General features: G+C 68.1%; 17 protein-coding genes. 11 read left to right on the forward strand and 6 right to left on the reverse strand.

Annotated elements, in window-relative coordinates:
- Window positions 1-70: 70 nt before the first annotated feature.
- Complete coding sequence (locus H7A86_RS02750) at window positions 71-859, reverse strand: siderophore-interacting protein (RefSeq protein WP_104583573.1); 789 nt, start codon at window positions 857-859, stop codon at window positions 71-73.
- Window positions 860-1,214: 355 nt separating this feature from the next.
- Window positions 1,215-1,757, reverse strand: a complete 543-nt coding sequence (locus tag H7A86_RS02755) for a PadR family transcriptional regulator (protein ID WP_119130461.1) — start codon at window positions 1,755-1,757, stop codon at window positions 1,215-1,217.
- 192 nt (window positions 1,758-1,949) lie between these two features.
- On the opposite strand from H7A86_RS02755, the gene mdcA reads away from it, so the two are divergent.
- The 9 genes from mdcA to H7A86_RS02800 all read left to right on the forward strand — a co-directional run bounded on the left by mdcA (window position 1,950) and on the right by H7A86_RS02800 (window position 11,172).
- Complete coding sequence (gene mdcA / locus H7A86_RS02760) at window positions 1,950-3,596, forward strand: malonate decarboxylase subunit alpha (protein WP_119130463.1); 1,647 nt, start codon at window positions 1,950-1,952, stop codon at window positions 3,594-3,596.
- Window positions 3,597-3,605: 9 nt separating this feature from the next.
- Window positions 3,606-3,923: a malonate decarboxylase acyl carrier protein gene (mdcC, locus tag H7A86_RS02765; RefSeq protein WP_104649296.1), complete on the forward strand. Its 318-nt coding sequence runs from the start codon at window positions 3,606-3,608 to the stop codon at window positions 3,921-3,923.
- Between the two features lie 406 nt (window positions 3,924-4,329).
- A complete protein-coding gene (locus H7A86_RS02770; protein ID WP_119130465.1) occupies window positions 4,330-5,250 on the forward strand; it encodes a biotin-independent malonate decarboxylase subunit beta in 921 nt (306 codons plus the stop codon).
- Entirely contained in the window at window positions 5,241-5,945 is a 705-nt protein-coding gene (gene mdcE, locus H7A86_RS02775) for a biotin-independent malonate decarboxylase subunit gamma (protein WP_119130467.1), read from the forward strand. The genes H7A86_RS02770 and mdcE overlap by 10 nt, the downstream gene beginning before the upstream one ends.
- Before the next feature lie 2 nt (window positions 5,946-5,947).
- The gene (gene mdcG, locus H7A86_RS02780) at window positions 5,948-6,589 is read left to right on the forward strand and encodes a malonate decarboxylase holo-[acyl-carrier-protein] synthase (RefSeq protein WP_119130469.1); all 642 of its coding nucleotides are present in this window, start codon (window positions 5,948-5,950) and stop codon (window positions 6,587-6,589) included.
- Between the two features lie 302 nt (window positions 6,590-6,891).
- Entirely contained in the window at window positions 6,892-7,764 is an 873-nt protein-coding gene (gene mdcB, locus H7A86_RS02785; RefSeq protein ID WP_119130471.1) for a triphosphoribosyl-dephospho-CoA synthase MdcB, read from the forward strand.
- 178 nt (window positions 7,765-7,942) lie between these two features.
- Window positions 7,943-8,863 (forward strand): malonate decarboxylase subunit epsilon, encoded by a 921-nt coding sequence (gene mdcH, locus H7A86_RS02790; RefSeq protein WP_119130473.1) that lies wholly within the window; start codon window positions 7,943-7,945, stop codon window positions 8,861-8,863.
- A gap of 154 nt (window positions 8,864-9,017) precedes the next feature.
- On the forward strand, window positions 9,018-10,373 hold the full coding sequence (locus tag H7A86_RS02795) for an SLC13 family permease (RefSeq protein WP_039523211.1): 1,356 nt from the start codon (window positions 9,018-9,020) through the stop codon (window positions 10,371-10,373).
- Between the two features lie 79 nt (window positions 10,374-10,452).
- The gene (locus tag H7A86_RS02800; RefSeq protein ID WP_119130474.1) at window positions 10,453-11,172 is read left to right on the forward strand and encodes a GntR family transcriptional regulator; all 720 of its coding nucleotides are present in this window, start codon (window positions 10,453-10,455) and stop codon (window positions 11,170-11,172) included.
- A 167-nt stretch (window positions 11,173-11,339) separates the two neighbouring features.
- Here the strand turns inward: H7A86_RS02800 and H7A86_RS02805 are convergent, their stop codons facing one another.
- The 4 genes from H7A86_RS02805 to H7A86_RS02820 all read right to left on the reverse strand — a co-directional run bounded on the left by H7A86_RS02805 (window position 11,340) and on the right by H7A86_RS02820 (window position 14,996).
- Window positions 11,340-11,960 (reverse strand): HAD-IA family hydrolase, encoded by a 621-nt coding sequence (locus tag H7A86_RS02805; protein WP_119130476.1) that lies wholly within the window; start codon window positions 11,958-11,960, stop codon window positions 11,340-11,342.
- A gap of 239 nt (window positions 11,961-12,199) precedes the next feature.
- Window positions 12,200-12,619, reverse strand: a complete 420-nt coding sequence (locus tag H7A86_RS02810; RefSeq protein ID WP_005923815.1) for an STAS domain-containing protein — start codon at window positions 12,617-12,619, stop codon at window positions 12,200-12,202.
- Window positions 12,616-13,047 (reverse strand): ATP-binding protein, encoded by a 432-nt coding sequence (locus H7A86_RS02815; protein WP_119130478.1) that lies wholly within the window; start codon window positions 13,045-13,047, stop codon window positions 12,616-12,618. The genes H7A86_RS02810 and H7A86_RS02815 overlap by 4 nt, the downstream gene beginning before the upstream one ends.
- Entirely contained in the window at window positions 13,044-14,996 is a 1,953-nt protein-coding gene (locus H7A86_RS02820) for a SpoIIE family protein phosphatase (RefSeq protein ID WP_232099323.1), read from the reverse strand. Before H7A86_RS02820 ends, H7A86_RS02815 begins: the two co-directional genes overlap by 4 nt.
- Before the next feature lie 295 nt (window positions 14,997-15,291).
- On the opposite strand from H7A86_RS02820, the gene H7A86_RS02825 reads away from it, so the two are divergent.
- Window positions 15,292-15,891, forward strand: coding sequence for a hypothetical protein (locus H7A86_RS02825; RefSeq protein ID WP_180708016.1), 600 nt, complete (start codon window positions 15,292-15,294; stop codon window positions 15,889-15,891).
- Window positions 15,888-17,210, forward strand: a complete 1,323-nt coding sequence (locus H7A86_RS02830) for an XVIPCD domain-containing protein (RefSeq protein ID WP_119130482.1) — start codon at window positions 15,888-15,890, stop codon at window positions 17,208-17,210. Before H7A86_RS02825 ends, H7A86_RS02830 begins: the two co-directional genes overlap by 4 nt.
- Window positions 17,211-17,577: the final 367 nt, after the last annotated feature.

Genomic DNA, 17,577 nt, shown 5'->3' on the forward strand with positions numbered 1-17,577 from the left:
CGACCGTTGTAGGAGCGGCCCTGGCCGCGAGGGCTCGACCCTCAGCCCGGCACCACGCGCGTGCCCACCCTCACTCCGCCGCCGGATTCGCCTTCCAGTAGCCCTTCGCGCGCACTGAATCCTTGTCCACGCCCATGTGCTCTTCCAGAAACTTGCGCATCGCACGTGCGCGCATGGATTCGGTGCCGATCCAGTAGAACGTGTCGCCGTCGTGCGGCTCGTAATCGCGCAGGCTGTCTTCCAGCAGGGTGCTGCTGGCGGCATCGAAGCCGTTGCGTTCCAGCCAGTACACGTCCACCTCGGCGGCGCTGAGCAGCTCCTGGCGCTCGGCCGCATCGGCGATTTCGATAAAGACCTCTGCATGCATGTCGGCGGGCATGGCTTCCAGCCAGCGGCCGATTGCCGGCAAGGCGGTTTCATCGCCGATCAGCACGTAGTGGTCGTAGTCGTCGGCAACCAGGAACGAGCCGCGCGGGCCGCCGATCGTCAGCGTGTCGCCGGGCTGTGCCTGCGCCGCCCAGCTGGAGGCCACGCCGTCACCGTGCAGCACGAAGTCGATGCTCAACTCGCCACTCTGCGGATCGAAATAGCGCGGCGTGTAATCGCGGCCGGGCGAGGGCAGGGCGCCTTCGGCATAGCGTGGGCCGTCCGGTGTCATCGTGGGCAGTACGAAGGCGCCATCGGCATTGGGGAAGAACAGCTTGACGTGATCGTCCGGTGCCTCGCTCTGAAAGCCGGCAAGCTCGCTGCCGCCGAACACGATGCGGCGCATCTGCGGCGTCAGCGATTCGCAGCGCACCACCTGCACGGAGCGCAGGCGCGGGTCGCGGCGGAGTTGGGTGTGGGTGTGGATGGCCATGTGGTGCGATTCCTGGAGGTGGCGCGCAGCTGCGCGGCGGGGGAGTGACTGCATACGGTGATGTGACGATCTAGCCAGACAACTGGCGAAAAACAGCGGTTGTTGCTCAGCCTTCTCCCATCGGGAGGAGGTGCCCCGCAGGGGCGGATGCGGGTACGGCGAAGCCTCGCGCATCTGCCAAACAAGCGGGGTCGATGTCTTGCAGCGACACGCTGATCAAATCGCAGAACAGCGCAGGGACAGCAATGCATGCATGCCACTGACGCCGCGCAACGCAAACACCACGATGACGTCGCTGCCGCAAGGCGCAATCAAGCCGGCATCGGTTGGCTTCGGACCACAGCGATGGACGCGCTCAGCCGTCGTCGCGCTCCATGCCGTCAGCGGCGGCGTTGAGTAGCGCGGCAATGCGTGTGGTTTCTGCATCCGTCCATTGCCCATGCCGCGCAAACAGGCCGTGCTTGATGCGGTGAATGGCTTCGCGAATCGGCGCCGGTGTCTGTGCCTTGATCAGCTCGCGCGCGCGGCGATGGGTGCGGGCCAGCGCCGCATCCAGTGCGTCGCGGTGCTGCGCCGCATACGTACGGCCGGAGGCGGTGACCTGGTAGCGCTTGCGGCCCTCGTCCAGCGCGGTCTGCACCCAGCCATCGGCTTCAAGCTGCGCCAGTGCCGGATAGATGGCACCTGCGCTGGGCGTGTAGAGGCCTTTGAACAGCGCGGTGATCTGCCGCATCAACTCGTAGCCATGGCGTGGCTGTTGCTCGATCAGCGCCAGCAGCAGCAAGCGCAGGTCGCCATGTTCCAGCGGCCGCGCGCGCCCGGCGCCACCACGGCGCGTGGCACTGGGCGCCACGGATGGATCGAGCTCGCTCGGCAGGTCGTCGCGGTGGGAGCGCATTGTCATTCGATATATCGAAGCATGCTGAAAAGATATATCGAAGTATGGCGGCCTGCAAGCACGGCCTGTCGCCCGGCTGACCAACATGGCTATCCCCGCGGCTCATGCTGCAACGCGGCTAGACACAACTGGCCTCCATAATTACGATGTAATTACTTCGACATTACGGGCCTGGCCCGGTGAGGCAGACGCATGAGTCGACAGTGGGACACCCAGGCCGAAAGCCGGCGCCAGCGCCTGCAGCGCGCCGCAGCCCTGGCGCCGCAGGGGCGCGTGGTGGCCGCCGACGACGTGGTGGCGCTGCTGGAGGCGTTGATCGAGCCTGGCGATCGCGTCTGCCTGGAAGGCAACAATCAGAAGCAGGCCGACTTCCTGGCGCGCTGCCTCACCGAGGTGGACCCGGCGCGCGTGCATGACCTGCACATGGTGCAATCGGTGTTGTCGCTGCCGGCGCATCTGGACGTGTTCGAGCGCGGCATCGCCAAGCGGCTGGATTTCTCGTTCTCCGGCCCGCAGGCCGCGCGCCTGGCCGGGCTGGTCGGCGAGGGCCGCATCGAGATCGGCGCCATCCACACCTACCTGGAATTGTTCGGCCGCTATTTCATCGACCTGACCCCGCGCATCGCGTTGGTCACCGCGCAGGCCGCCGACCGCCACGGCAATCTCTACACCGGCCCGAATACCGAAGACACCCCGGTGATCGTCGAGGCCACCGCGTTCAAGGGCGGCATCGTGATTGCGCAGGTCAACGAGATCGTCGACACGCTGCCGCGCGTGGACATCCCGGCCGACTGGGTGGACTTCGTTACCCAGGCACCCAGGCCCAACTACATCGAACCGCTGTTCACCCGCGACCCGGCGCAGATCTCCGAGATCCAGGTGCTGATGGCGATGATGGCGATCAAGGGCATCTACGCCGAATACGGCGTGGACCGGCTCAACCACGGCATCGGTTTCGACACCGCCGCGATCGAATTGCTGCTGCCTACCTACGCCGAGTCGCTGGGGCTCAAGGGCAAGATCTGCCGACACTGGGCGCTCAACCCGCATCCTGCGCTGATTCCTGCGATCGAATCGGGCTTCGTGCACTCGGTGCATTCGTTCGGCTCGGAACTGGGCATGGAGGCCTACATCGCCGCACGCCCGGACATCTTCTTTACCGGTGCCGACGGCAGCATGCGCTCCAATCGGGCCTTGTCGCAGACCGCCGGGTTGTACGCCTGCGACATGTTCATCGGCTCCACCCTGCAGATCGATCTGCAGGGCAACAGTTCCACCGCCACGCGCGACCGCATTGCCGGTTTCGGCGGCGCGCCCAACATGGGCTCGGATGCGCGCGGCCGCCGGCACGCCAGCGACGCCTGGCTCAAGGCCGGGCGCGAGGCGGCGCGCCCCGGGGAGATGCCGCGCGGACGCAAGCTGGTGGTGCAGATGGTGGAAACCTTCCGCGAACACATGGCACCGGCCTTCGTCGACAGGCTCGATGCCTGGGAGCTGGCCGAGCGCGCCAACATGCCGCTGCCGCCGGTGATGATCTATGGCGACGACGTCAGCCATGTGCTCACCGAAGAAGGCATCGCCAACCTGTTGCTGTGCCGCAGCGTCGAAGAGCGCGAGCAGGCCATCCGTGGCGTGTCCGGGTATACCGCCGTCGGCCTGGGCCGCGACAAACGCGCGGTCGAGAACCTGCGCGATCGCGGTGTCATCAGGCGGCCCGAAGATCTGGGCATCCGGCCGCGCGATGCCACGCGCGACCTGCTCGCCGCGCGCACGGTCAAGGATCTGGTGCGCTGGTCCGGTGGGTTGTACGACCCGCCGAAACGTTTTCGCAACTGGTAGGGGCACGGCATGGAAACCCTGCGGTATCGCTTCGATGGCCAGCATGGCGCGCGCGCCGGGCTGGACCATGCGCTGGTCGGCGTGGTCGCCTCCGGCAACCTGGAAGTGCTGGTCGAGCGCGTGCCGCTGGACGGCGCGATGGAGATCGAGATCCTCACCGCCGCACGCGGTTTCGGCGCGATCTGGCAGGCCGTGCTGGATGATTTTGCCGCGCGCCATCCGCTGCGCGATGTGCGCATCAGCATCAATGATGTCGGCGCCACGCCGGCGGTGGTGAGCCTGCGCCTGGAGCAGGCGGTGGACGTCCTGCAGGGAGCCACAGCATGAGCCGCCGCAGTCACCCCGTAGGAGCGCACCCGGGCGCGACGGGTGTTCCCGGTCACGCCCTGGTCGCGCCCGGGTGCGCTCCTACGCCGGTCATCCGGAATCACTTAGGCACCACGATCTCCATGGCCGAGTGCAGGGACGACGCACCGGTACTTCGCAGTCACCCCGTAGGAGCGCACCCGGGCGCGACGGGCTTTCCCGGTAATGCCCTGGTCGCGCCCGGGTGCGCTCCTACGCCGGTCATCCGGAATCACTTAGGCACCACCATCTCCGTGGCCGAGTGCAGGGACGACGCACCGGTACTTCGCAGTCATCCCGTAGGAGCGCACCCGGGCGCGACGGGCTTTCCCGGTAATGCCCGGGTCGCGCCTGGGTGCGCTCCTACGCATGTCGTCGGGAGACTTGTATGAGCACCACCATTCCCGTGGCCGAGCGCAGCTATTACGAGGCCGAGGCGCGCGAGCGCATCGACGGCGTGCTGGATGCCGGCAGCTTTCGCGAATTCGTCGGCCCACGTCGCCGCCTGATCAGCCCGCATTTGGCCCAACTGGATACGCCCGGCGCCTTCGATGACGGTATCGTCGTCGGCGAAGGCACGCTGCGTGGGCGCACCGTGCTGATCGCCGCGCAGCAAGGCGCCTTCATGGGTGGCGGCGTCGGCGAAGTGCACGGCGCCAAGCTCACCGGCCTGCTCGAACGCGCCACCGCCACCCACCCGGACGCAGTGCTGCTGCTGCTCGACACCGGCGGTGTGCGTCTGCACGAGGCCAATGCCGGCCTGATCGCCATCTCTGAAATCATGCGTGCCACCTTGAACACGCGCGCCGCCGGCGTGCCGGTGCTGGCCTTGATCGGCAGCGGCAACGGCGCCTTCGGCGGCATGGGCATCGTGGCGCGCTGCTGCAGCGCGGTGATCATGTCCGAAGAAGGCCGCCTGTCGCTGTCCGGCCCGGACGTGATCGAAACCGTGCGCGGCGTGGAAGAGTTCGACGCCCGTGACCGCGCCCTGGTGTGGCGCGTCACCGGCGGCAAGCACCGCTATCTGCTGGGCGAGGCGCAGACGCTGGTGGCCGACCGCATCGCCGCATTCGCCGATGCGGCCGCGCAGACGCTGGACACCCTGGCCGAGCCGGCGGGCGAGGCCGCACTGCAGGCATTGGAAGTGGCGCATCAACAGTTGTCCAAGCGCATTGACGCCTATGGCGATTGCCGCGATGGGCTGGAGATCTGGCAACGCCAGGGCATCGTCGATGCGCGGCGGCTGCCGTTGCTGGACACCGACGCCTTCCTCGCCGCCACTGCCGACCGGAGCACGCCATGGAACTGAGCCAACTGCTGGACCAGCTGTTTCCGCTCGGCCACGCCATTGCCCGCAACGACGATGTGCTCACCGGCAGCGCCACCACGGCCGCGGGCGCCGTCACCGTGATCGGCACCGCCAACAAGCTGGAAGTTGGCGTGGACCATGCGCTGGCATTGGCGGCGACCGTATTGGCGAGCACGCGCGCGCATCCGCAGCGGCCGATCGTGATGCTGGCCGACACCGCCGGGCAACGGCTTGCACGCCGCGACGAACTGCTCGGCATCAACGGCTACTTCGCGCATCTGGCACGCACGCTGGATCTGGCGCGCAAGCGCGGCGCGCGGCTGGTCACGCTGGTGTATGGCGAATCGGTCAGCGGCGGCTTCCTGTCGTTCGGCCTGATGGCCGACCATATCCACGCGTTGCCGGACGCGCAGATCCGGGTGATGGATCTGCGCGCGATGGCGCGCGTGACCAAGCAGAGCGTGGACACCTTGCAGGCGCTGAGCAAGAGCTCGCCGGTGTTCGCGCCGGGCGTGGAGAACTACGTGCGCATGGGCGCGGTGGAGTCGCTCTGGGACGGCGACTTGGCGCAGGCGCTGCTCGACGCCCTGGCCGCGCCCAGCGATGGCGATCAACGCCGGGCACTTGGCGCGCAACGTGGTGGGCGCACCCTGGCGCGCGATGTCGCCGCCGCCGTGGCCGCAGGCGAGGCCTGAGCATGCCCGCCCGCCACGCACTGGTGTGGCTGCATCCGGACGCGCGCTGGCAAGCGCTGACGCCAGGTGCGCAGCCACGGCTGCAGCAGTGGTTCGCCGCGGGGTTGCCAGCGGTGGTGGCGCGTGGCGATGGCAGCCAGGCGCCCGGCCGCGTGCCGCTCGGCGTGCCATTGCCGCCAAACGAAGGCAAACAGCGGCTGGCGTTGAGTGCCGGCCTGGACGCTATCGTGCGCAGCACCGCGCCGCTGGCGCTGGACGCGGTGATCGCAGCCGCACCCGCCACGCTGCAGCCTGCACTGCAGGCCTTGCGGACGCAGGCCAATGCCAGTGCCCTGCAGCCGCGCGTCTTCGGCAGCTTCGCATGGCAGGCCCTGACCGGGCTTGCGTATGTGCGTGCGCAGTCGGACCTGGATCTGTTGTGGTCCATCGCCACGCCCGAACAGGCGCAGGCAGTGGTGACGCTGCTGCAGCGCTGGGAACACCGCCATGGGCTGCGCGCAGACGGCGAACTGCTGCTGCCCGACGACAGCGCGGTGAACTGGCGCGAATATGCTGGCAGCACGCAGCAGGTGTTGGTGAAGTCCACCAACGGCTGCCGCTTGCTGCCGCGTACCGCGCTGTTCCCGGTGTGGAGCGCGGCATGAGTGCATTGGTGGAGCGCACTGCCGATGCCAGGCCCGCGGGGACGCAGTGCACCGCGGGCGAGCAGCAGCTGCGGGCGACAGCATCAAAACCGGTGACAACCTCAAAAGAGGCGGGCATCGCGCCATCTCTGCCAAGTGCAGACAGCCCATCGACGCGCCCGGTTGCTGCGGACCTCCATTCGGCACTAGCACAGGCCGCACCGCAAGAAGCATCCCAGCAGCCAATACTGCGCCTTGCTCCAGCAGGCGATGGTTCGGATCTCGTTTACGCGCCATCGTGTGCTGCACGCACGCATGGCGATGTGCAAGACAACGTCGCGCTACAAGCCACATGGCATGCCGAAGCCGGCACCGCCAGCGCGCTGGCGCACCATCTGGGGCGGCTCGCGGTCGCCGCCCTGCACGCGGAGCTGCGCTGCGCGCCCAAGCCCGGCCTGGTCACGCCGTTCGACAACGGCAGCCATGCCGATATGGATGCCACGACATTCCTGCGCAGCCTGTTTGCCCTGCGCGGCTATTTCGTCGCGATTGCACAGGCGGGTATCGACAACGCGCCGTTCGAGCAATTGCGCCAGCTCGGCATCGCGGCCGAAGTGGCGATGCTGCGCGCCACCGGTGGCATCAATACCCACCGCGGTGCGATCTTCAGCCTCGGCGTGCTCACTGCACAGGCGGCGCGCCTGCGTGCCGTGCATGGGCATGCCCCTACCGGTGAAGCAGTCTGCAACGCGGTGCAGGTCTGGCGCGATGCATTGTGCGCCGCGCCGCTGGATCCACGCAGCAATGGCCAGCGTGCGCGTGCACGGTTTCAGATCGGCGGCGTGCGCGAGCAGGCCGCGGACGGTTATCCCTTGCTGCGCGAGATTGCATTGCCGTCTCTGCGCAGCGCAATGCAAAACGGCGCCACGCGCGAGGCGGCACTGGCGCAGACCTTGATGCAGCTGGTTGCCGAGGTTGATGACCTCAACCTGTTGCATCGCGGCGCGCAGGAAGGGCTGGCTTACGCAAAGACGCAGGCGCGTGGGTTTCTCGCCGAAGGCGGCATCGCACAACCGCAGTGGCGCGCGCGCTTGCACGCCATTGGCAGGCAGTTCGTCGCGCGTCACCTGAGCCCGGGCGGCAGCGCCGACCTGCTGGCTTGTGCCTGGTTCCTGCAGTGTCAGGAGACCGCATGAGCACACACTGGCCACTAGCAGCCGCGAAGGCAGTGCGCGCACACACGTGCAGTCGCGCTGCCCTTCTCAGTGCAGCAGGACACGGCATCCTTCTCGCTGTCCCTGGAGACGTGGCCTGCAGGGAGGATCAGGACTCCACTCGCACGGCGCACGGCGTTACCTGCCAGCAGGCCACCGCATGAGCCTGGCCGTGCTCTGTCCCGGCCAGGGTGGGCAGCATGCGGCGATGTTCGCGCGTGTTGCCGATGCGCCGGCCGCGGCCAGCGTGCTCGCTGCCGCGAGCAAGGTGCTTGGCGCCGCCGCACACACGCTTGCCGCAGACAACGCCCGCTACACCAATGCCATTGCGCAGCCACTGGTGTGCGCCGGCACCCTGGCGCACTGGCAGCTGCTGCGTGCGCAGCTGCCCACGCCGGTGCTGGTGCTGGGCTACAGCGTCGGCGAGCTGGCCGCGCATGCGGTGGCCGGCAGCATGGAGATCGACACCTGCCTGCAGCTGGCCTCCACCCGCGCGCGCCTGATGGACGCGGCCAGCCCGGACCATGCCGGCTTGATGGCGGTACTCGGCCTGCCGCTGCGCACGCTGGAGGCGCTGTGTCGGACGCATGGCGCGGCCATCGCCATCGTCAATGGCGACGACCATGCCGTGCTCGGTGGCCCGCACGCTGCGCTGCAGGCACTGGGCGATGCAGCGCAGGCGCAGGGCGCACGCGTCACGCAGTTGCCGGTGAGCGTGCCAGCGCATACGCCCTGGCTGCGTGCGGCGGCCGATGCCTTCGCGGTTGAATTGAACAACGCAGCCGTGCACGCGCCCAGGCTGCGCGTGCTGGCCGGCATCGATGCACGTGCCGTCACCACGCAGGCCCTGGTGGTGGACACGCTGGCTGCACAGGTCGCGCAGACGGTGCGCTGGTACGACGTGCTGGTGCAGGCCGCCGAACGCGGCGCGCGCGTGTTTCTCGAACTGGGGCCAGGCAGCGCATTGGCGCGCATGGCGCGCGACATCGTGCCGGGCTGCGAAGCGCGATCGGTGGAGGACTTCCACAGCACGCAGGGCGTGGTGGAGTGGGTCCACGCCGCGTGCGAGCGCGCGGCATGAAGTAACGCCAGGAGCGGCGATGCGGGCGTGGCGCAGGCAACCGCCCGGCAGCTGCCCCTTATTTCTGTCAGCCGCCCTGCGTCTGACGAGGTGTGACCCTTGGGTGGCGGGTGGCCATCCGTGCTGTACGCGTATCAGGTGTCTGGGAGGGCGCATGACCCCGCAAATTGCAACGATTCTTGGCTTGGTGATCATGTTCATCGTCGCCACCGCATTGCCCATCAACATGGGGGCGGTGGCCTTCGCGCTGGCCTTCATCATCGGCGGCGTCTGGGTGGGGCTGGACGGCAAGGAGGTGCTGGCCGGCTTTCCCGGCGACCTGTTCCTCACCCTGGTCGGCATCACCTATCTGTTCGCCATCGCACAGAAGAACGGCACCATCGATCTGCTGGTGCACTGGGCGGTGCGCGCGGTACGCGGGCGCATCGTGGCGATTCCCTGGGTGATGTTCGTCATCACCGGCCTGCTCACCGCGTTCGGCGCGTTGGGGCCGGCGGCGGTGGCCATCATCGGCCCGGTGGCGCTGCGCTTTGCCAAGCAGTACCGCATCAATCCCCTGATGATGGGCCTGCTGGTGATCCATGGCGCGCAGGGCGGTGGCTTTTCGCCGATCAGCGTGTATGGCGGCATCACCAACAAGGTGGTGGAAAAGGCCGGGCTGGACGTCACCGAGATGGCGGTGTTCCTCACCAGCCTGGGCTTCAACCTGATGATGGCGATCATCTGCTTCTGCGCCTTCGGCGGGCTCAAGCTGATGCGGCGGCAGGAGGTGTCGCTGGCCGACGCGCAATACGTGGCGGTGGCCGACGACCAGGCCTCCAAGCGCCCGTTCGCGATCGAAGGGCATGGCTCCCTGGTGGCGGCCGGTGGCGGCACCTTGTCGACCAATCCGCTGGCGCTGGAGGCGGTGGCCATCACGCGCGATCGGGTGATCACGCTGGTCGGCCTGCTCGGCCTGGGCGTCGCCGCGCTGGTCTACAACCTCAATGTCGGGCTGGTCTCGATCACCGTGGCGGTGGCGCTGGCGCTGATCTCGCCCAGCGCGCAGAAGGGCGCGGTGGACGGCATCAGCTGGTCCACGGTGCTGTTGATCAGCGGCGTGGTGACCTACGTGGCGGTGCTGGAAAAGGCCGGCGCGGTGGACTACATCGGCACCGGCGTGTCGCATATCGGCATGCCGTTGCTGGGCGCGCTGCTGGTCTGCTATGTCGGCGGCATCGTCTCCGCGTTCGCCTCGTCGGCAGCGGTGCTGGGCGCCACCATTCCGCTGGCGGTGCCGTTCCTGATGCAGGGCCAGCTCGGCGCGGCCGGGGTGATCTGCGCGCTGGCGGTGTCGTCCACCATCGTCGATGTCAGCCCGTTCTCCACCAACGGTGCGCTGGTGGTGGCCTCGGCCGCCAAGGAAGAACGCGACGCGCTGTTCCGTCGCTTCCTGGTCTACAGCGGGCTGGTGGTGCTGCTGGGGCCGTTGGTGGCCTGGCTGCTGTTCGTGGTGCCGGGCTGGCTGTGACCCGGCCCGCGTTCGGCAGGGTATCGGGGCGCCCCCGTAGAATGGGCGCCCCCACGCCCGCATCGACGACCCGCCTGCCATGACCCTCGCCCCTGATTCGCGCAGCGCCAAGAAGCGCGTACCGCTGTACGAGGAAGTGGCCGAGCGCCTGCGCCAGAAGATCTACGACTACGCGCTGCCGCCGGGCGAATGGATCGACGAACCGGCGCTGGCCGAGGAACTCGGCATCAGTCGCACCCCGCTGCGCGAAAGCCTCAAGCTGCTCGCCGCCGAAGGCCTGGTGCAACTGGACGCCGGCCGTGGCAGCCGGGTCACGCGGCTGACGCTGGAGGACCTCAACCAGTTGTTCCCGGTAATGGCCATGCTGGAAGGCCGCTGCGCCCATGATGCGGTCAAGCGTATCGACGCAGCCGGCGTGCAGCGCCTGGAAGAGCTGCACGCGGCGATGGAAGCCGCCGCCGCCGCTGGCGACCTGGCCGAGTACTACCGCAACAATTACCTGATCCACGAGACCGTGCAGCAGTACGCCGGCAATCCGTGGTTGATCCGGGTCACCCACGATCTGCACCGCATCCTCAAGATGCACCGCGGCCGGCAGCTGTTGACGCCCGGGCGCATGGCGCAGTCGCTGGCCGAGCACCGCGAGCTGATGGCGTGCGTACGCCGCGGCGACGCCGAAGGCGCAGAGCGCACGATGCACGGCCATCTGTTGAGCCAGGGCCAGGCCTTGGCGGCGTATGTGGCAGCCGGGGGCATGTTGAATGTGCCGGCGCCATTACCGCGCATGGGCGGGGTCTAGACGTCGGCGCGTGGCTCCCGGCGACCATTCAGTGCACGCCATACGCTTCCCTTCTCCCTCCGGGAGAAGGTGCCCGAAGGGCGGATGAGGGCACGCGCGCGCGCAGCACCGGCAGGCTTCTCGCTCTTACGAATCCCCAATCCCCAATCCCAGCCGCAAAAAACGGCTTACTCCCCCAACGCAAGCAACGCGTCCACGCGCTCAATCAGCTGCGTGCCCGCCAATCCCGCAAACACCTCCGGATGCGCATAGCCCCAGGCCACCGCGGCAAACGGCAACCCCACCGTCTGCGCCGCTTCCCAGTCGGCGACCTGGTCGCCCACGTACACCGCCTGCGCTGCGGTATGCCGGGTGCTGCGCAGCACCCGGCGCAACGCGCGCTGTTTGCCGAGCAGGTGCGCACCACCGTCGATGACGGCGAACATCGCGCTCAGCTCCTTGCCCAGGGCGCGTTGCACATTCTCCACCGAGTTGGACGACACCAACGCCAGGCAGGTGCCGCGCGCGTGCAAGGTCTGCAGCACTTCGGCAATGCCGTCGAACAAGGCCATCGGCGGGGCGGCGCGCATCAGGCGGATGAAGTCGGCGGCCACCAGCGGGATGCGCCAGGTGCTCAGGCCCGATTGCTTGAGCAGCTGGCGGGTGCTCAGGCGGCGCGCGGCATCCACTTCATGCGCCTGCGCGGCGCGGAAGCCGTGCCGCTCGGCCAGCACGCGCTGTGTGCTCAGAAAGAAACCGAACGAATCGGCCAGGGTGCCGTCGAAGTCGAAGATGATCAGCTTGGGCATTGCAACGCGGGGATCAGGGCGGCATAGCCTAACCACTGCCGTGCACATGCCGCACGCAGGGACATCCATATGTGTGCGCGCAGGCGATGCGATACCGCAAGGCGATCGGTACACCCACTGCAATCATCGCCAGGTGGGCGCGCGTCCGATGCCGGGAATCGGCACGTACCACGCGTGCGCTTCTACCAGGTGCACGCGCATCCACCCCACGCCCGTCGGCTATACGTCGTCAGCGACCCTCACGCCTCGGCAAAATGCGGCACGATCGGCGTATCGCCTTGCGCATGCTGTTCGATGACCTTGCGCTGCATCGCCGCCAGGTAGGCATCCAGTTCTTCGGTGGAGGCGAACACATCGCTCAGCGGCACCGCCTTGACCATGTCGAAGACCTTGCGGATCTGCGGCTGCGGGTTGGTCACCAGCACCTTGCCCTGGCGCGTGGCCAGCGCCTTGCGCGCCTTGAAGATGCAGCGGATGCCGGCGCTGGAGATGTATTCCAGCGCGGTCAGGTCCAGCACCAGCGTGGTGATCAGCGTGCCCAGCAGCGGCGACAGCGCCGCGTCCAGGTCCTGGTAGGTATGGGTGTCCAGGCGCCCGGTCAGGATGACGCGTTGACGGGTGTCCTGCGGCGGGTCGATCTGGATGGCGAGCGTGGTCATGACAGTGCCTCGGGGACAGGGGCGTACGGATGGAGCAGGGTGACGCGCACCACGTTGTATGCACCATCGCGGCGGTAGTCGATGTGATCGGCAAGCTGATGCACCAGAAACAGCCCAAGCCCGCCGATCGCGCGATCGTCGAGCTCGGCAGTCAGGTCCGGCGTCGCTGCGGCGCTGGGGTCGAACGCGCTGCCGGGGTCGTGCATCTCCAGCACCAGCGCCTGCGGGTCCAGCTGCAGTTGCAGGCGCAGCGGCTGCTCGGCGCACTGGCCGTGGGTGAGCGCATTGCAGCCGAGCTCTTCAACGATCAGCCGCACCTGGCCGATGCGCTCGGCATGCAGGCCTTCCAGCGTGAGCGAGTGTTCCAGCGCGTCGTTGGCGCCGGCCAGCTGGGCCAGCGAGGGCGCGATGGCCAGATCGAGCTTCATCGGGTCGTTGCCTTTCCGGGTGCGTCCCGGCCAGCGTCTGCGACCCGCCCAGCATGCTCCTGGCGCAGCCGGATCGCCAGCAGGGTGATGTCGTCGTACGGGTCGGCCTGGCCCGTGAAGTGGGCGATGTTGGCGATCACCGCCTTGCATTGCGCCGCCGCACTGCGGCGTGGCCGCAGTGCGCCGAGCAGGCGCTCCAGCCCGTAGCTGGCGCCACGCTCGTCCATCGCCTCGGTCACGCCGTCGGTGTATCCCAGCAGCGTCTGCCCGGCGCTCATGCGGCCCTGCAGCACCGGGTAGGCGACCTGCGGCTCGATCCCCAGCGGCGCGCCGGTCTCCAGCGGCAACGGCCGCGCGGTGCCGTCGATGTCGATCAGCACCGGCGGCTCGTGGCCGGCGCTGGCCAGCCAGTAGTCGCCGCTGACCACGTTGATCACCCCGCACAGCACCGTGGCGAACATGCAGGTGTCGTTGTTGTCGGCCAGCCGCGTGGAGGCGGCGATCAGGATGCTGTCCGGGCGCGTATGCCGGCGCGCGGCGATTTCCAGCACGCTCACCGCGCGCGCCATGAACAGGGCCGCCGGCACGCCCTTGTCGGACACATCGCCCACCACAAACCACAGCAGCCCCGGCTCGGTCTCCACGAAGTGATAGAAGTCGCCACCCACGGCCTTGGCCGGCTCCAGCCAGGCACAGGTTTCCAGGTGCGAATTGGCGCGGTCGAAGGTGCGCCCGGAGGGGAGCATGGCCTGCTGGATCTCGCGCGCGATCTGCAGCTCGCTGTGCATGCGCTCGCGCGCGGCCGTCATCTCGCCGATCTGCGCGATGTGGTCGCGGATCGCATCGCGCGCGCTGTCGAACGCACGCGCCATCACGCCCACCTCGTCGCGGCGTTCGATGTGCGGCAGCGGGTAGTCGAATTCGCCGCGGCGAAAGTGCTCGGCGGTGTCGGTCAGTTCCTCGATCGGCCGCGTCAGCTTGCGGGTGATCCGCCCCATCAGCCACCACCACACCACCGCGCCCAGCCCTGCCGCCAGCGCCACCCACGCGGCCAGCCAGTTCAGCCCCGCCAGCACATAGCCTTCCGAGGCAGACAGCACAAAGGTCCAGCCGCTGCGCCCCACCGCCGCGCTATGGGTCAGAAAGCGCTCGCCGTCGGGAGCGGTGTGCGCGAACGAGATTGGCTGGCCGGCCGCCACCGCGCGCTGCAGCGGCAGCAGGTCCGGCCGCGCATGCGCCACGTACCGCTCCAGCGTATAGCGCAGGTTGAGCGCCGGGTCGGGGCTGAACACCAGCATGCCTTCGGGCGAGAGCAGCATTGGCTGGATGCTGATGTCGCGCGGCAGCTGGTCGATGATCTCGCGCAGGTGCTGCAGCGGCAGGTCCACGCTGACCATGCCCACCGGCGCGGCATCCACCGCATCGCCCGGGCGGCGCAACGGCAGGTTGTAGCTGGTGTACAGCGCGCTGCCGCCATTGGGATTGAGATATGGCTCGGACCACCACGCACGCCCTTCGCGCTGGGTGCGCAGGTACCACGGCATCGCGCGGTAGTCGTAGCCCAGCTCCTGCACCGATTTTTCCAGTACGCGCGTGCCGTCGCGATGCACGTACCAGACAAACCCGGTGTCGCGGGCCTTTTGCGTGCGCGGCTCGATGATCAGGCGCGCCGCGCCGATATCCGGGTCGCCGCTGAGCGTGGCCAGCAGCAGGGCGCGCAGATTGAACGGCTGCAGCCCCACCGCACTGCTGCTGGCGGCCAGCGTGCGGCCGCTCACCTGCACCGAATCCAGCATCGCCGCCAGGCTGCGCGCGGTCTGCTCGGTCAGGCCATCGACCTCGGTGCGCGCCGCCTCCACCAGCTCGGCGCGTGCGCCCAGGTAGAACACCGTGCCCAGCACCGCCAGCAACACCACCAGCACCGCGGTGGCGGCCAGCAATACCCGCATGCGCAGGCTGTGCCGCCAGTGCACCCGCGGGGTGACGGCCACGCCGTCGGCTGGCGATGTGGGACCGGTGGCGATGACGCGCTTCCTGGCGGCGGATGGCCCCGATCATGGCAGTTTTCCGCCGCCCGGCAACTGGCTCACGGGGGCCTCATCCTCAGCTGCCGTAAATTGACCCCGGCGGGTCAGCGAACTAGATTGACTTCCCCTATCGCCATGGAGGCCGGCCTTGCGCCAGATTCTGACCCCGAGCCTGCTGGCCCTTTTGCTTACGGCCTGTAACGCCCCGGAGACCAGCATGACCCAGACCCAATCCCCCGCAACCGAGGCCGCCGCAGAAGCCGACGTGGAGGCGGGCGGTCGCGGCCTTGCCAAGTTGAATCCCAACCCGCGCAAGGCGTTCGAGGTCACCCTGACCCTGGACAAGGCGCCCGGCGCCTTCGGCCTGGTGCAGGGCGCGGCGCAGTACGACGTCAGCAACGAAGCCGAATGCGGCAAGATCCAGCCCGAAACCGGCACCGCCGGGCGCATCACCAGCCAGGAGGACTTCGCGCTCAAGAAGATCTCCGACACCGAGTACCGCGGCACCGTCTATCTGGATCTGATGCAGGACGAGGACTATTACGGTCGCGGCGTCTGCCACTGGGAATTCAGCGGCGCCAGCGTGCTGCTGAAGGCCACCGGTGCAGAGGAAGAGACCCGCTTCCTGTCGTTTATCGAAGGCAAGACGGTGACTGCGCAGCAGCCGCAGACGAAGTACTACTGGAAGGAAGGGTATCCGCGCTCGGAGTCCAAGAGCTTTCCGGACACTGGTGAGCTGAGCCCGGACAAGTTCAAGCCCGAGATCCGCGACAATCTCTTCACCATCACATTGGCTGCCAAGGAAGTTGCGCCATGACCGTCCCATCGCAGCACTACGCCGACTTGTCGGAAGATGTCTACAAGGATCGCGCCGTCGGCCGGCGCGCGCCAGGTCAGGAAGAAATCGTCGTGGTCGAGGGGCAGCGTTATGCGGTTCTCGACCACGTCAACAACAAGGCCACCGGCTATCAAGGCACCATCTACCGGCGCGAAGGCAGCGGCGACATCGTGGTCGCCCATCGCGGCACAGAGGGCGCGGTCAAGGACATTCTCACCGATGCGACCATGGTCACCTCGCGGACCAATCCGCAGGCAGCCGACGCGCTCGCGCTGACCAAAAACGCGATGGACATTGCCAAGGACGTCGGCAAGCGAACCGGGCACCAACCAGAAGTCACCGTCACCGGCCACTCCCTGGGCGGTGCGCTTGCGCAGGTTTCCGCGCACCACTACGACCTCAAGGGCGAAACCTTCAACGCCTACGGTGCAGCCAGCCTGAGTTACCGCATTCCCGAAGGCGGCAACAGCGTGATCAACCACGTGATGGCGTCGGACCCGGTCAGCGCGGCCTCGCCGCATTTCGGGCAGGTGCGCATCTACGCCAAGCCGGATGAAATCGCCACGTTGAGCGGCGCCGGTTACAGCAACAGCAAGGCCAATTTCCTGATTCCCGACTACCCGCTGGTGGCGGCCGGCGGTTCGCTGGGCGCGCACAAGTTGGGCAACTTCCTGGGCGAGCATTCGGCGCTCACCGACCCCAACGCGCGTCCGCTTGCCGAAAAGAACGCGCGCATGATCGACGAATACCGCAGCGATGTGGACGGGTTGCGCACCGGCACCACCATCCTGACGCGCAGCGCGCGCGGCCTCGGCCAGGACGCCATCGACGCCATCCGTGGCCCGCTCGCTCCGGGCGAGCCTGCCAAGCGCGACGCGCGCGAGCACGGCAACGAGCACACCTCGCTGCGTATCGACCAACCGGGGCATGTGGGCAATGCCCTGTTCCAGGACGCGCAGCGTGGCGTGCACGCACAGGACGCACGTGCAGGGCGCGCGCCCGACCAGCAAAGCGCCCAGTTGTCCGGCTCGCTCGCCTCGGAAATGCACGCCGCCGGTGGCCAGCGCATCGACGCGGTGATGATGAGCCCCGATGCCGCACGCACCTTCGCCGTGCAGGGCCGTGTGGACGCCCCCGCGCAGCTGCGTGTCAGCGTGGAGACCATGACCGCGATGAATACCCCGCTGGAGCAGAGCAGCCAGCGCGTGGCCGACAACGCCGCACGCCAAGCGGTGGCGCTGGAGCAGCAGCAAACCCAGACCCAGCAGCAACAGCAGGGCGCACGCGCGCTGGGCTGAGCGCGCTCATGCATGCATGGGCGCGGAGCAGTCGACAAAACGGCTGCGCAGCCGTCAGGTGGGCGCGGCCGTTGCCCGGAATTGGCATGGACCACGCCTGCTGCGGTGCTGGGGCGCGCCATCCGCACCATCTGACGGCCGCTCACTACGCGCTGGGAGTCGCGCTTGATGCGGTGACTGCGACCGACCCGCAGGGCTGACGCGGCGACGCTTCAATCTGCCAACTGCCGCCATCGCATGGTGTACATAAAAAACGCCGGCTTGCCCGGCGTTTTTCGTTCGGCCGCTGCCCATCTACGGACGCGAGCGTGTCGAGTGCGCAGAGCGGGCAGGGCAGCTGGAAGGCGAGGCGGTCTTCACGCGTCGG

It is taken from the genome of Xanthomonas euroxanthea (assembly GCF_903989455.1).
In the GTDB taxonomy this organism is placed as follows: domain Bacteria; phylum Pseudomonadota; class Gammaproteobacteria; order Xanthomonadales; family Xanthomonadaceae; genus Xanthomonas; species Xanthomonas euroxanthea.

Bases quoted from the DNA above. Each gene is read 5' to 3' on its own strand.
- H7A86_RS02800 (WP_119130474.1), top strand. From the start codon at position 10,453: ATGACCCTCGCCCCTGATTCGCGCAGCGCCAAGAAGCGCGTACCGCTG.
- H7A86_RS02820 (WP_232099323.1), bottom strand. From the start codon at position 14,996: ATGCGGGTATTGCTGGCCGCCACCGCGGTGCTGGTGGTGTTGCTGGCG.
- mdcG (WP_119130469.1), top strand. From the start codon at position 5,948: ATGCCCGCCCGCCACGCACTGGTGTGGCTGCATCCGGACGCGCGCTGG.
- mdcH (WP_119130473.1), top strand. From the start codon at position 7,943: ATGAGCCTGGCCGTGCTCTGTCCCGGCCAGGGTGGGCAGCATGCGGCG.
- H7A86_RS02825 (WP_180708016.1), top strand. From the start codon at position 15,292: ATGACCCAGACCCAATCCCCCGCAACCGAGGCCGCCGCAGAAGCCGAC.
- H7A86_RS02750 (WP_104583573.1), bottom strand. From the start codon at position 859: ATGGCCATCCACACCCACACCCAACTCCGCCGCGACCCGCGCCTGCGC.
- mdcA (WP_119130463.1), top strand. From the start codon at position 1,950: ATGAGTCGACAGTGGGACACCCAGGCCGAAAGCCGGCGCCAGCGCCTG.
- mdcC (WP_104649296.1), top strand. From the start codon at position 3,606: ATGGAAACCCTGCGGTATCGCTTCGATGGCCAGCATGGCGCGCGCGCC.
- H7A86_RS02805 (WP_119130476.1), bottom strand. From the start codon at position 11,960: ATGCCCAAGCTGATCATCTTCGACTTCGACGGCACCCTGGCCGATTCG.
- H7A86_RS02755 (WP_119130461.1), bottom strand. From the start codon at position 1,757: ATGCGCTCCCACCGCGACGACCTGCCGAGCGAGCTCGATCCATCCGTG.
- H7A86_RS02770 (WP_119130465.1), top strand. From the start codon at position 4,330: ATGAGCACCACCATTCCCGTGGCCGAGCGCAGCTATTACGAGGCCGAG.
- mdcE (WP_119130467.1), top strand. From the start codon at position 5,241: ATGGAACTGAGCCAACTGCTGGACCAGCTGTTTCCGCTCGGCCACGCC.
- H7A86_RS02830 (WP_119130482.1), top strand. From the start codon at position 15,888: ATGACCGTCCCATCGCAGCACTACGCCGACTTGTCGGAAGATGTCTAC.
- H7A86_RS02795 (WP_039523211.1), top strand. From the start codon at position 9,018: ATGACCCCGCAAATTGCAACGATTCTTGGCTTGGTGATCATGTTCATC.
- H7A86_RS02815 (WP_119130478.1), bottom strand. From the start codon at position 13,047: ATGAAGCTCGATCTGGCCATCGCGCCCTCGCTGGCCCAGCTGGCCGGC.
- H7A86_RS02810 (WP_005923815.1), bottom strand. From the start codon at position 12,619: ATGACCACGCTCGCCATCCAGATCGACCCGCCGCAGGACACCCGTCAA.